The organism is Nitrobacter hamburgensis X14 (genome assembly GCF_000013885.1).
GTDB classification, from domain to species: Bacteria; Pseudomonadota; Alphaproteobacteria; order Rhizobiales; family Xanthobacteraceae; genus Nitrobacter; species Nitrobacter hamburgensis.
Genome location: NC_007964.1, coordinates 3701260 through 3714446, shown reverse-complemented (window position 1 = coordinate 3714446; position 13187 = coordinate 3701260). Strand labels below are relative to the sequence as shown.

Annotated in this window: 12 protein-coding genes and 1 tRNA gene; 8 read left to right on the top strand and 5 right to left on the bottom strand. The window is 62.4% G+C overall.

What is annotated here, in order from left to right:
• Window positions 1–10 precede the first annotated feature (10 nt).
• The 4 genes from NHAM_RS17325 (at window position 11) to NHAM_RS17310 (ending at window position 3005) form a co-directional block, all read left to right on the top strand.
• The gene (locus NHAM_RS17325) at window positions 11–481 is read left to right on the top strand and encodes a chemotaxis protein CheW (protein ID WP_011511758.1); all 471 of its coding nucleotides are present in this window, start codon (window positions 11–13) and stop codon (window positions 479–481) included.
• Between the two features lie 72 nt (window positions 482–553).
• Window positions 554–919: a response regulator gene (locus NHAM_RS17320; protein WP_011511757.1), complete on the top strand. Its 366-nt coding sequence runs from the start codon at window positions 554–556 to the stop codon at window positions 917–919.
• A gap of 77 nt (window positions 920–996) precedes the next feature.
• A complete protein-coding gene (locus tag NHAM_RS17315) occupies window positions 997–2142 on the top strand; it encodes a protein-glutamate methylesterase/protein-glutamine glutaminase (RefSeq protein ID WP_011511756.1) in 1146 nt (381 codons plus the stop codon).
• Complete coding sequence (locus NHAM_RS17310; protein WP_011511755.1) at window positions 2139–3005, top strand: CheR family methyltransferase; 867 nt, start codon at window positions 2139–2141, stop codon at window positions 3003–3005. The genes NHAM_RS17315 and NHAM_RS17310 overlap by 4 nt, the downstream gene beginning before the upstream one ends.
• Before the next feature lie 162 nt (window positions 3006–3167).
• Here the strand turns inward: NHAM_RS17310 and ctrA are convergent, their stop codons facing one another.
• Window positions 3168–3869, bottom strand: a complete 702-nt coding sequence (ctrA, locus tag NHAM_RS17305) for a response regulator transcription factor CtrA (protein WP_011511754.1) — start codon at window positions 3867–3869, stop codon at window positions 3168–3170.
• Window positions 3854–4021, bottom strand: a complete 168-nt coding sequence (locus NHAM_RS26890; protein ID WP_157043670.1) for a hypothetical protein — start codon at window positions 4019–4021, stop codon at window positions 3854–3856. Before NHAM_RS26890 ends, ctrA begins: the two co-directional genes overlap by 16 nt.
• A gap of 217 nt (window positions 4022–4238) precedes the next feature.
• Between NHAM_RS26890 and fliI the strand changes: the two genes are divergently transcribed.
• Complete coding sequence (gene fliI, locus NHAM_RS17300; RefSeq protein ID WP_041358305.1) at window positions 4239–5567, top strand: flagellar protein export ATPase FliI; 1329 nt, start codon at window positions 4239–4241, stop codon at window positions 5565–5567.
• A gap of 109 nt (window positions 5568–5676) precedes the next feature.
• Window positions 5677–6096 carry a flagellar export protein FliJ gene (gene fliJ, locus NHAM_RS17295; protein WP_011511752.1) on the top strand — a complete coding sequence of 140 codons (420 nt, stop codon included), beginning with the start codon at window positions 5677–5679 and terminating at the stop codon, window positions 6094–6096.
• A 200-nt stretch (window positions 6097–6296) separates the two neighbouring features.
• On the opposite strand, the gene NHAM_RS17290 is transcribed toward fliJ, so the two are convergent.
• A complete protein-coding gene (locus NHAM_RS17290; protein ID WP_011511751.1) occupies window positions 6297–6497 on the bottom strand; it encodes a hypothetical protein in 201 nt (66 codons plus the stop codon).
• A gap of 322 nt (window positions 6498–6819) precedes the next feature.
• The gene (flhA, locus tag NHAM_RS17285; protein WP_011511750.1) at window positions 6820–9057 is read right to left on the bottom strand and encodes a flagellar biosynthesis protein FlhA; all 2238 of its coding nucleotides are present in this window, start codon (window positions 9055–9057) and stop codon (window positions 6820–6822) included.
• A 332-nt stretch (window positions 9058–9389) separates the two neighbouring features.
• Here flhA and NHAM_RS17280 point away from each other — a divergent pair, with 332 nt between their 5' ends.
• Together NHAM_RS17280 and NHAM_RS17275 are read left to right on the top strand one after the other, a co-directional pair.
• On the top strand, window positions 9390–11459 hold the full coding sequence (locus NHAM_RS17280; protein ID WP_081435030.1) for a TonB-dependent receptor plug domain-containing protein: 2070 nt from the start codon (window positions 9390–9392) through the stop codon (window positions 11457–11459).
• A 289-nt stretch (window positions 11460–11748) separates the two neighbouring features.
• A tRNA-Ile gene (locus NHAM_RS17275) sits at window positions 11749–11824 on the top strand.
• Window positions 11825–11829: 5 nt separating this feature from the next.
• Here NHAM_RS17275 and NHAM_RS17270 read toward each other — a convergent pair.
• On the bottom strand, window positions 11830–13068 hold the full coding sequence (locus tag NHAM_RS17270; protein ID WP_011511748.1) for a tyrosine-type recombinase/integrase: 1239 nt from the start codon (window positions 13066–13068) through the stop codon (window positions 11830–11832).
• Between the last annotated feature and the right edge of the window lie 119 nt (window positions 13069–13187).

Below are 13187 nucleotides of genomic sequence, written 5' to 3'. Positions count from 1 at the left end.
GGATCAGAGCATGACCAACCTCAACCAGGGCAGCGAAAACGCGATCACCGAATACGTCACCGCGACCATCGGCGGGCAGTTGTTCGGGCTGCCGATCTCGCGGGTGCACGACGTGTTCAAGCCGGAACGTCTGACCCGGGTGCCGCTGGCGTCGGGCGACGTCGCCGGCGTCTTGAATCTGCGCGGTCGCATTGTCACCGCGATCGATGTGCGCGCGCGATTAGGCCTGCCGAAGGGAGAGACCGATCGCCCGCCGATGGCCGTCGGTGTCGAACTGCGCGGCGAGTCCTACGGACTTCTGATCGATTCGATCGGCGAAGTCATGAAACTCCCGGACGAAGGCCGCGAGGTCAATCCGGCCAACCTCGACCCGCGGATGGCGGAGATGTCGGCGGGCGTGCATCGGCTGGATGGACAGTTGATGGTCGTTCTCGATATCGATCGTGTTCTGGAGATAATGCCTGACAAGCTTGCGGCCTGAGAACGGCCGCAGGTGCTTGTCGTCGGGAAATGTCCCGTCGTGCGTGAAGGCTGAAAAGAGGCGGAGGCCGAAATGAAAACATGCCTGGTCGTGGATGATTCCAGCGTCATTCGTAAGGTCGCGCGACGTATCCTGGAAGGTTTCGATTTTCGCATCATCGAGGCGGAGGATGGCGAGAAAGCGCTGGACATTTGCAAGCGCGAGCTGCCGGATGCCGTGCTGCTGGACTGGAACATGCCGGTCATGGACGGTTACGAGTTTCTTCGTAACCTGCGCCTGATGCCCGGCGGCGATCAGCCGAAGGTGGTGTTCTGTACCACGGAGAACGATGTCGCGCACATCGCCCGCGCGCTCCATGCCGGCGCCAACGAATACATCATGAAGCCGTTCGACAAGGACATCGTGACGGCGAAGTTTCACGAAATCGGTCTGATCTGAAGTTCGCCGCGCCGGGAGCCGATCCCGGCCGGCGCAGATATCGTCTTTGTCCGTCGTTGCGTCTGGTGAGTTGGGTAATGCGTACTGCTGTGGCAAGTCCGGCGGCTCTGGATTCGGGGAGGCAGGAGCCGCTGCGTGTCATGGTGGTCGATGACTCCGTCGTCATTCGCGGACTGATTTCCCGATGGATCGAGGCCGAGCCCGACATGGTGGTCGCGGCCTCGCTGCGCACCGGGCTCGACGCGGTCAACCAGGTCGAGCGCGCCAATCCCGACGTCGTCGTCCTCGATATCGAAATGCCCGAGCTCGACGGCATCTCCGCGCTGCCGCAACTACTGGCAAAGAAGCGCAATCTCATTGTCATCATGGCCTCGACGCTGACCCGCCGCAATGCGGAGATCAGTTTCAAGGCCCTGTCGCTCGGCGCCGCCGATTACATTCCGAAGCCGGAAAGCACCCGCGAGATCGCCGCGGCCGATATCTTCAAGCACGACCTGATCCAGAAGATCCGGCATCTCGCCGCAAAGCGTCGTCGCCCGGCGGCGCTCGCCTCGGCGCGCGAGCCGGAACCGCGTCCCATCCAGGCCACTCCTGTGCCGGCGCATTCGGCACCGGTGTTGCGCCCCTTCAGCACGCACGCCCCGCGCGCGCTGCTGATCGGCTCGTCCACAGGCGGGCCGCAGGCGCTGATGACGCTGGTGGCCGGAATAGGGCCGGTGATCGACCGCTATCCGGTGCTGATCACGCAGCACATGCCGCCGACGTTCACGACCATTCTCGCCGAGCATCTGGCGCGAGCCGCCGGACGCCCGGCGCATGAGGGGGTGGATGAGGAGATCGTGAAACCAGGTCATATCTATCTCGCGACCGGCGGCCGCCACATGCGCCTGGCCAGAAAGGGCACAGGCGCCGTCATCGTGCTCGATGACGGCCCGGCGGTGAATTTCTGCAAACCGGCCGTCGATCCGCTGTTCACGTCGGCGATCGACGTCTGGCAGGGAGGCATTCTGGCCGTCATCCTGACGGGAATGGGATCGGACGGAATGCGCGGCGGCCAGCAAATCGTCGCGGCAGGGGGCAATGTCATCGCGCAGGACGAAGCGAGCAGCGTGGTGTGGGGAATGCCGGGCGCAGCCGCCCAGGCCGGAATTTGCGCGGCCGTTTTGCCGCTTCAACAGATCGCACCGAAGCTCGTTCGGCTGTTTGCGGGAGACCATTCGTGACGCCGCTTGATTTTGAGTACCTGCGCAGGTTTCTGAGGGAGCGGTCCGGACTCGATCTCGCCGCCGACAAGCAATATCTGGTCGAGAGCCGTCTGATTCCGCTCGCGCGCAAGGCCGGCCTTTCGGGCATCGGCGACCTCGTGCAGAAAATGAAGAACGGCGCCGTGGCGCTGACGGTTGACGTCGTCGAGGCGATGACCACCAACGAAACCTTCTTCTTTCGCGACAAGACGCCGTTCGAGCATCTGCGCGAGACCATGATTCCGGCGCTGCTGCAGGCCCGCGCGGCTCGCCGCAGCCTGCGGATATGGTGCGCTGCCGGATCGACCGGGCAGGAGCCTTACTCGATCGCGATGTGTCTCAAGGAATACGCTCCCGCGCTGGCGGGCTGGCGTATCGAGATCATCGCCACCGATCTGTCGAACGAGGTGCTCGAAAAGTCGCGGGCCGGTCTCTACAGTCAGTTCGAGGTGCAGCGCGGGCTGCCCATTCAGTTGCTGATCAAGTATTTCAAGCAGGTCGGCGAACTCTGGCAGATCAATGCCGACATTCGCGCGATGGTTCAGCACCGCCAGCTCAATCTGTTGCAGGATTTTTCCCACCTCGGCGCCTTCGACGTGGTCTTCTGCCGCAACGTGCTGATCTATTTCGATCAGGAGACCAAGGTCGGCGTTTTCATGCGGCTAGCGAAGCAAATGGAAGCCGATGGCTTCCTCACGCTCGGCGCCGCGGAAACCGTGGTCGGGCTGACCGACGTGTTCAAGCCCCATCCGGACAAGCGCGGTCTCTATCGGCCCAATCGCGTTCATGCACCGTCGCTGGTGCCGGGCATGCCGGCGGCCAGGTCCGCCGCCCGCGCATAGCGCGCCGGTGAATATTTGTGCCGGTCCGGGGCAACCCGGCGCCGGGTTCATGGAGGCCGGAGCAGGGGCATTCCGGCAGCGCGACAGCTCCGGCGCCCTCCCCAAACAAAAACCCCGCCATTTGCGGCGGGGTCAGTCTGGGAGGAACGCAGGATTGCGGTGTCAGGCCGGGATGCGGGCTTCATCCTCGTGCGGTTCGCGCAGCACGTAGCCGCGGCCCCACACGGTCTCGATGAAGTTGCGGCCGTCGGAGGCGTTGGCGAGCTTCTTGCGCAGCTTGCAGATGAAGACGTCAATGATCTTCAGCTCGGGCTCGTCCATGCCGCCATAGAGGTGGTTGAGGAACATTTCCTTGGTCAGCGTGGTGCCCTTGCGCAAGCTGAGCAGCTCCAGCATCTGGTATTCCTTGCCCGTCAGGTGGACGCGCTGGCCGCCGACTTCCACCGTCTTGGTGTCGAGATTGACCACGAGATCGCCGGTCTGGATCACCGACTGGGCATGGCCCTTGGAGCGGCGCACGATCGCATGGATGCGGGCCACCAGCTCGTCCTTGTGGAAGGGCTTTGTCATGTAGTCGTCGGCGCCGACGCCGAGACCCTTGACCTTGTCCTCGATGCCGGCGAGGCCGGAGAGGATCAGAATGGGTGTTTTGATCTTGGAGACGCGGAGCTGCTTGAGCACGTCGTAACCGGACATGTCGGGCAGGTTGAGATCGAGAAGGATGATGTCGTAGTCGTACAGTTTGCCAAGATCGACGCCTTCCTCGCCGAGATCCGTCGTATAGACGTTGAAACTCTCGGACTTGAGCATCAGCTCGATCGACTGCGCGACGGCGCTGTCATCCTCAATCAGCAAAACGCGCATGCCAGTCCCCTAATCGTCGCCGCGCCGGGCGTCAGGCCGGCCGCAATACTTGCGGCACTGGAAACGCCTTTAAGCAACTGATTCGGATCCTGACTGCCTATAGTTAACAAAAACTGTTTCTGTTGTGCAAGCTCTATCGGTGCAATTTTCATCGAATCGCCCTAAAGTGTTGCGTTGAAGCAGTTTTTCCTAGCCAATCGCGTTCAGGTTCCACATTAAAAGCCAGACCTAACCGACTCCCGCGACTCGCCTTCGTTCTGAAGACCAGGCGCGCTCAATCGCCAAAGACAGTGACGCAATGATTAACGATGCGGGTAAACACGAGGTTAAAGGGTGCCCGCTAATGCGCGGAAACTTAAGGTTTTCACGGTGAAGGGCCTGGCCGAACAGGTCGGCGATATCGAGCGCGTCAATATTTATGGCCGCGTGGTTGGCGTACGCGGCCTGATGGTCGAGATAGCCGGCCCCATCCATGCGATGTCGGTCGGCGCCCGAATCCTGATCGAGACCGGCGGCGACCGTGTCATCCCGGCGGAGGTGGTTGGCTTCAACGGCGACAATGCCGTGGTCATGCCGTTCGCCGGCCTTGACGGGGTGCGGCGCGGCTGCCGCGCCGTGATCGCCAATGCCTCCAGCCAGGTGCGCCCGGCTCCCTCCTGGCTCGGCCGTGTTCTCAACGCCATGGGCGAGCCGATCGACGGCAAGGGAGCGTTGCCGCAAGGGCCGGTGCCGGTGCCGTTCCGCAATTCGCCGCCGCCGGCGCATTCGCGCAAGCGGGTCGGCAAACCGCTCGACCTCGGCGTTCGCGCGCTGAACACGTTCCTGACCTGCTGCCGCGGCCAGCGGCTCGGTATCTTCGCCGGTTCCGGCGTCGGCAAATCGGTGCTGCTGTCGATGCTGGCGCGCAACGCGGACGCCGACATTTCGGTGATCGGGCTGGTCGGCGAACGCGGCCGCGAGGTGCAGGAATTCCTGCAGGACGACCTCGGCGAGGAGGGGCTCGCACGATCGGTCGTCGTGGTCGCGACCTCCGACGAGCCCGCCCTGATGCGGCGGCAGGCTGCCTATCTGACCCTGGCCGTCGCGGAATATTTCCGCGACGAGGGCAAGGACGTCATGTGCATGATGGATTCGGTGACGCGGTTCGCGATGGCGCAGCGCGAAATCGGATTGTCGACCGGCGAGCCGCCGACCACGAAGGGTTACACGCCGACCGTGTTCACCGAACTGCCGAGGCTTCTGGAGCGCGCCGGTCCCGGCGCCGCCGACAAGGGAACCATCACCGGTATTTTCACGGTGCTGGTGGACGGTGACGATCACAACGAGCCGGTGGCCGATGCGGTGCGCGGCATTCTCGATGGCCACATCGTGATGCAGCGCGCCATTGCCGAGCGCGGCCGCTATCCCGCGATCAATGTCCTGAAGTCGGTGTCGCGCACCATGCCGAAATCCGCCGATCCTGCCTTCCTGCCGGTGATCACCCGCGGGCGGCAGGTGATGGCCACCTTTTCCGACATGGAGGAGTTGATCCGCCTCGGCGCCTATCGGACCGGGTCTAACGCCGAGGTCGACGAGGCGATCCGGCTCAATCCGCTCCTGGAAGATTTTCTGCGCCAGGCCAAGGACGAAGTCACCAGCATCGAGGACGGTTATCGGCGGTTGCAGCAAATCCTTAAGACCTTGGAAACGGAACGCTAACTTTGTCGGGCCATCATCGGCTTCTCATAAGAGTAGTGCCGGCGGGACCCGAACGGGATGCCGGTATCGTCCCGCGTTCAGATTCGGGACTTCTGGGGAGTACTAGTCGATGAAGTCACGTGAAACGCTGATCCGCCTAAAGAAATTCCAGGTCGAGGAGAAGCGACGGAGGGTGGCTCAGATCGAGAGCATGATCGCTGACTTCCAGCGCATGTCGGTCGATCTGGAGCGCGAAATCGAAATCGAGCAGGATCGTGCCGGGATCGACGATCCCGCGCATTTCGCCTATCCGACCTATGCCAAGGCGGCGATCCAGCGTCGCGAAAACCTGACCCGCTCGGCGGACGAATTGCGCGTCCAGCTTGAAGACGCCAAGCTGGGTCTTGCGGAGGCCTTCGAGGAACTGAAGAAGGTCGAATTGCTCGATGAGCGCGACCAGGCGCGCGAGCGTGCGGAAGAGAGCGCCCGCGAGCAAGCCGATCTCGACAGCATCGGCCTGATGCGGGCGCGCATGGGCGTCATCGCCTGACCGCGACATCGACAATTCATATCCATCGAATCCAAGCGTTCCGCCCGGGTTTTTCTTTTTGAGAGATAGGCAAAAGAAAACGCCCGTGGGGGGCGGGCGTTTTCCATCGTAGACCACTTGGGGTTAGTGGGGTCCTCTACGTACTCACGCGGCGACTTCGGGGGGCAACTAAAGAGGCCTCGTGAATTCCTTAAATTCCTTCAGCGAACGACCATCGCGCCAGAACTCGTGACTGCCATCGGTTTGCCGGCCTTGATGATGCGCGCGGTCTGCGTATAGCCGTCGCCGGCATTGATCCGCGCCGAAATGGCGAAGCCCGCTACTGCAATCCCTGCGACGAGAGCGACAACCACGATCTTCAGGTGGGTCGTCCGATCCGCACTGTAAATCGAATGGTTCATGGAAGCCTCCCTGCCGCTAACTTCCTTTAGAGATTTGTCTCCGTCATCCCCGAACAGGTTCATGGTCTCGCGTCATGCAAACGTAGGAAGGCGCCTTATTGTTCCGAAGGGGTGATCACAAGGCAGTGAAAAGGTGTGAACAAACGCGATCGCCTGATCCCGGAAGCATGGTACATATCTATATTTTTGCAATGAGATCAGTGTGTTAATCTTAAGCGACTGATAAATCGCGCGCCCACGCACTCATCGTAGGCTCCAGACATAAAACATTTGTCTGATGCCAAAATGCCGCATAGGCGCCTGCTTGATTCGGTGCGGCGGATCAGATGCTTCCGACGGTTTTGAGCCGGGCGCGCGGATGAATTTCGGCCTGCGACAGCACGGGGGTCTGGGCGCGGAACCGCTCGACCAGCGAGCGGACGAACGGCCGGATCGCGGCCGAGGTCACGAGCACCGGCGCTTCGCCTTCGCGGGCGGCCTGTTCGAAGCGGTCGCGCACCGCGGTCATGAATTCCGACAGCTTTGAGGGTTGCATCGCGAGGCTGCGTTCTTCGCCCTGGCCGATGATGGATTCGGCAAAGGCCTGTTCCCATTTCGCCGACAGCGCGACCAGCGGCAGGTAGCCGTTGCCCGAGGTATTCTGGGCGCAGATCTGGCGCGCAAGGCGGGCGCGCACGTGCTCGACCAGCGTCGCCGGGTTGCGCGAGAAGGCCAGCGCATCGGCGATGCCTTCGAGGATGGTGGAGAGATCGCGGACCGAGATGCGCTCGGCGAGCAGGAGTTGCAGTACGCGCTGGATGCCGGAGACCGTGATCTGGCTCGGAACGATGTCCTTGACCAGTTCGCCCTGTTCCTTCGGCAGATCCTTCAAAAGCTTTTGCACCTCGCCGTAGGAGAGCAGGTCCGACATGTTGGTCTTGAGCAGTTCGGTGAGGTGGGTCGAAGCCACGGTCGCGGCATCGACCACGGTATAACCCTTCAGCGAGGCCTCTTCCTTCAGCGAGGCATCGACCCACGTTGCCGGCAGGCCGAAGGTCGGTTCGGTGGTGTGAATGCCGGGCACGTCGACCTGATCGCCGGCGGGATCCATCACCATGTACTGGTTCGGCCAGATCCGGCCCGAGCCGGCGTCGACCTCCTTGATTTTGATGATGTAGGTGTTGGCCTCGAGTTGCACGTTGTCGAGAATCCGTACCGCCGGCATCACAAATCCCATCTCGATCGCGAGCGAGCGGCGCAGCGCCTTGATCTGCTCGGTGAGACGATCCTGGCCGTCGGGGCCGTTGACCAGCGGCAGCAGCGCATAGCCCAGTTCGATCTTGAGATCGTCGATCTTCAGCGCGGTCGAGATCGGCTCCTCCGCAGCGGCCGCGGCCGCCGCTGCTGTTGCGGCGTCGGGCGCTGCCGCGGCCTTGGCTTCCGCAGCCGCGATGCGGTGACGCTTTCGCGAGGTCCAGGCCAGCGCCGCGGCGCCGCCGCCGAGCGCGAGGAACGGCAGCATCGGAATGCCCGGCAGCAGTCCCAGCACCAGCATCACCCCGGCCGACATGCCGAGCGCCTGCGGGTAGCCGGAAAGCTGCTTCATCAGCGCCTTGTCGGCGGCGCCGGTGACCGCGGCCTTGGAGACCAGAAGGCCGGCGGCGGTCGAGACGATCAGCGCCGGGATCTGCGTGACAAGGCCGTCGCCAACGGTCAGCAGGGTGTAGCTGCGCGCGGCGTCGCCAAAGCTCAAGCCCTGCTGCGCGATGCCGATGATCATGCCGCCGATGATGTTGATGAAGACGACCAGCAGGCCGGCGACCGCATCGCCGCGCACGAACTTCGAGGCGCCGTCCATCGCGCCGAAGAAGCCGCTTTCGTCCTCCAGCGCCTTGCGGCGTTCCTTGGCGGTCTTTTCGTCTATCAGGCCGGCGGAGAGGTCAGCGTCGATCGCCATCTGCTTGCCGGGCATGGAGTCGAGCTGGAAGCGTGCCGCGACCTCGGCGATGCGGCCCGAACCTTTGGTGATGACCACGAAGTTCACGATCACCAGGATCGCGAACACGATGATGCCGATCACGAAGTTGCCGCCCATCACGAAGTTGCCGAAGGCCTCGATGACGTGGCCGGCGGCGGCCGAGCCTTCATGTCCGTGCGACAGGATCAGCCGCGTCGAGGCGAGGTTGAGCGACAGCCGTAGCATGGTCGCAATCAGCAGCACGGTCGGGAAGGCGGAGAATTCCAGCGGCGTCTGGATGAACAGCGCGGTCATCAGGATCAGGATCGACAGCGTGATCGAGATCGCCAGAAAGAGGTCGAGAACCACCGACGGCAGCGGCAGGATAAGGACGACAAGGATGGTCAGGACGCCGAAGGCGAGCGCGAGATCGCCGCGCCGCAGCATGGTCCCGATCTCGCTGAAGCTCGGAAAACCCGAAGCTGACGCGTCCGCGCCCTGACCCGCCGTGATGCCCATCGTCGTCGCCGTCTCCCCCCGCGAATGCCGTTCTCGCGCGCCAACCGTCTGCGCGGCGGCCGAGGGGCCGCCGTTCCGAAAGTGAGGCACCGCACTGGCGTCCACGGGATCCTCCCGTTCTACGCGGCTGACGACACTCGACTTCACCCGGATTCCACTGGGCAAAATTTGCCCGGTGTATGGTTAGCAAAGGGTTAACGCACCTCCATAACAGGCTGATTCTCGGTCGCTTCCGGCGCCGGCCGAAGCAGGCCGGGCGAAGGACGGGCAGCATCTCGCCCATCGTTGTATCCGCGTCAATATGCCGCCGTGTCGGAGACTTCCACCTTTCTCCGATCACGAGATATTTATACAAATATAACGAGTAACAGGGGGCTGGTGTGGGGCGATCAACGGTGGGCAGGAGCGCGCTCCTGTCGTCAGTGGCGATTGTGGCGATGACGGTCGGTGCGGAGGCACAGGATCCGCAAGATCGTGGCGGGGTTTATCAACTCGGCGAGATTTCCGTCTCCGGCGCGGGACAGGGCGGGGGCGGCGTCGGCGGTTCGACGGTGACGCGCGAGGAGACCTGGACGTTCGAGAAGAACACCCTCGAACAGGCCGTGAACCTGGTGCCGGGCGTTGTCAGCACACAGTCGACCGCCGGCCAGCGCAACGAGACCGACATCTTTGTGCGCGGCTTCGGCCGTTGGCAGGTGCCGCTGATGATCGACGGCGTGCGTGTCTATCTGCCCGCCGACAACCGGCTCGATTTCAGCCGTTTTCTCACCAACGATATTGCCGAAATCCAGATTCAGAAGGGCTACGCCTCGGTGCTCGACGGGCCGGGCGGTATGGGCGGTGCCATCAACCTGGTGTCGCGCAAACCGGTAAAACCTTACGAAGGGGAGTTCATGAGCGGCGCGACCTTCGACAATCGCGGCTCGTTCCAGGGCTGGAACAGCTACGCGATGGTTGGCTCGCGTCAGCAGGATTTTTACGTGCAGGGCAGCGCCAACAATCTCAACCAGGATTTCTGGTCGCTCTCGCGCGATTATCGACCATACCGGGCGCAAGGTCCTTATGCCGGCTCGCTCGAGGATGGCGGCCGGCGCAACGGTTCCGACAACCGCGACTGGCGCATCAATTTCAAGGCCGGTTACACGCCGAATGCCACCGACGAATACAGCATCAACTACATCAAGCAGGTCGGCGAAAAGGGCGCCCCGCTCAATGTCTATAACAATCCGCCGTCGAGCCAGAACAGCTATTGGCGCTGGCCGGCGTGGGACATTCAGAACCTGTCGTTTGCGTCGAATACCCAGATCGGCGACGCCTCCTACCTCAAGACCAAACTTTACTACAACACGTTTTACAACGTGCTCTCGGCGTTCGACGACATCACCTATACGACACAGTCGAATAACGGCCGCTTCGACAGCTACTATGACGACAATGCGCGCGGCGGCTCGGTCGAGGCCGGCACCGAGCTGATTCCGATGAATACGTTGAAGGCGGCGTTCCACTACCGCCAGGATTTTCACACCGAGTGGAATGACAACCGTCCGACCAGCCCTACCTTCCATTTCACCGAGCCGAAGCAGAATCAGAGCCAGGCGACGTGGTCGGCGGCACTGGAAGACACTTTCCACGTCACTTCGAACTTCGATTTGGTGGGAGGCATCAGCTACGACAAATACCGGATCGACAAGGCCGAGGAGTACAACAACGCCGGGTTCATCTACGAGTATCCCAAAGGAGGTGCCGATGCCTTCAACTGGCAGACGGCGGCGATCTGGCGCTACAGCGAGGCCGGGCAGCTTCATTTCAGCGTGTCCGACCGCACGCGCTTTCCGACCATCTTCGAGCTTTACAGCCAGCGGTTCGGCACCGCGATTCCGAATCCCAACCTGGGCCCCGAGCGCGCGACCAACTACGAACTTGGCTGGAAGGGGCGCGTTGCCCCCGACTTGCGGGGATCGGCGGCGATCTTCTACAGCGATGTGCGCGACCTGATTCAGGCAGTCCGTCTCAATCCGTCGCAGTCGCAGACGCAGAACATCAACAAAGGCGACTTCTACGGCTTCGAGATGTCGCTGGAGGCGCAGCTCTCGCCGCAGCTCGTGCTCGGCGGCAATTACACCTTCATCGAGCGAAACGTCAGTGACGTGTCCGTTCCCGGCTTCCAGCCGACCGGCGTGCCGACCCACAAGGCGTTCCTCTACGCCTCGTGGCGGCCGATCGAGCGGCTCACCATCACGCCGAGCCTGGAGATCACCAGCGACCGCTGGAGCGACGTCGTCGTCGGTACCCAGGCACAGAACGCGCCCATCCTCGCCGCCTTCCCCGACCCCTATATTCGCACCGGGGCCTATACGCTCGCCAACATCAACCTCAACTACAAGGTGATTGAGAACTTCGAGGTGGCGGGCGGCGTCAAGAACCTGCTCGACCAGAACTACGAACTGGCGTGGGGACTGCCGCAGCCGGGACGCACCTTCTATGTGAAGGCGCGTGCGACCTTTTAGGGCGTTTTCGAGCGAAGCATGTCCTCGGGCTTGACCCGAGGATCGGTAGCGGTTCGCGTGAAGAAAACACGTCAATTCAAAATCTTAGAGCCTCGCTTCTGATTCCATCAGAAGCGAAAAGGCTCTGGTGCGGCGGTCGCGGACAGGAGGAGATGCGCGCTGGCCCCCTGCGCGCATCTCCGCATCGCGGTCGCAGCCGGCCAAAAGCCCTGAACGCCGATTGCCGCGCGGCGCCCGACATTGTAAGGGATGCGTGCGCCGAGGGCGGTTGCGCACGCGACGTCCGGCCGGGCCTGTAGCTCAATGGTTAGAGCCGGCCGCTCATAACGGTCTGGTTGGGGGTTCGAGTCCCTCCGGGCCCACCATGAATTTACTTCGACTTTCGTATTCTTGGATGGTGCTTATTTAGCTCAACCACCGTTTCAACCACCGAAACGCTCTTGGTGCGGTCCTTTGATGTGATCGCAGCGGCCGCTTCCTTCATGTAGTCGGGGTGGTGGTGGCCGTAGGTGTCGATCAGCACCTTCACCGACATTCCGAGATAGCCCGCGGCCTGCCATGGATCCGTGCCACGCTGCATGAGCCACGTAGCGGCGGTGTGGCGCAGCGTGTGAGGCGAGACGGGGCCTTCCGCCAGCGAGATTTTCGACAGCGTCACGGCCCGTTTAAAGGCCGTCTTGACCGACTTCACGGCCTTGCCGTTGAACTCCACGAAATGCTCGGCATCCGGGTTGAGTTTATGCCAGCGGCGCATGTGAGCCAGAAGTCTTGTCGGAACGGGAGCTGGCGGCTGGCGCTTGTTCGTTTTCTTCTTGCCTTTGGCCAGTCTGTAGAAAATGCCTCGTTCAAGATCGACGTGCGACCTGCCTACCGCGTTCGTCGGTGACGCGCTTGCGACCGCGCCGGCCCGGGTGCCGGTGTAGACGCCGATCAGAAGGAATCTCGCAAGATGCCGCAGTGGCCGCTTGTCGGTCGCCAGTTTCTTGCCAAGGTCCTTGCCGCGGTGGCGTCGCTGCATCTCGCGGTACCGCCAGCAGGCCCATATCAGCTTGGCCGCCTCGCTTCGGGTCAACCAGCGCTCCCGTGCCGCGCCCTTGGCAGGCAGCGCAACGTGGATGACGGCGTGGTGCAGATTTTCGCGAGCATGATGGTTGATCGCGGAGCGCAGATCCTCAAGGTCGCGCCGGGCCCCGCCGGGGCGACCGCGCTCCTTCACGTACTCGTTGCAAAGCTGGGTGCTCATCTGCCCCAGTTTCTTGTCGCCGAAGAAGTCGTTTAGACGGGCGATTCGGTTGTCGAATTTCCGCTTGAGCGCGTCGGTCTCAAATGCGTTACGTTTGTCGTCCCGGTAGATGGAGAGGACGTCGGCGATATCAATGATGTCGACGCTCCGCTCTTTCCGCACCGGCGTGTACTTGTTCGCGATGTAGTTGGCGAGGGCTCGCTCGGCTTCGGTTGGAGGTCGCGTGCCAGCCGGGATCGCAAGGCATCCTGTGGCGATATGTTTGCCGCCGTCTTTGATGACCCAGACCGCGGAGCCGACGATCTTCCCATCTTTCCGCCGGGGTGGGCGCTTCCAAAGTCGAGGACCTTTACTGACACGCGGCATAGCTCTCGCATCCGTTCGATATGCGCCAGCGTGGTATATTCCTTGCCGGCGACCATTTCAGTGATGAGGCGATCCCGATCACGTTCCCGGCGCAGTCCGGCGACCGTCATCGATCCGTC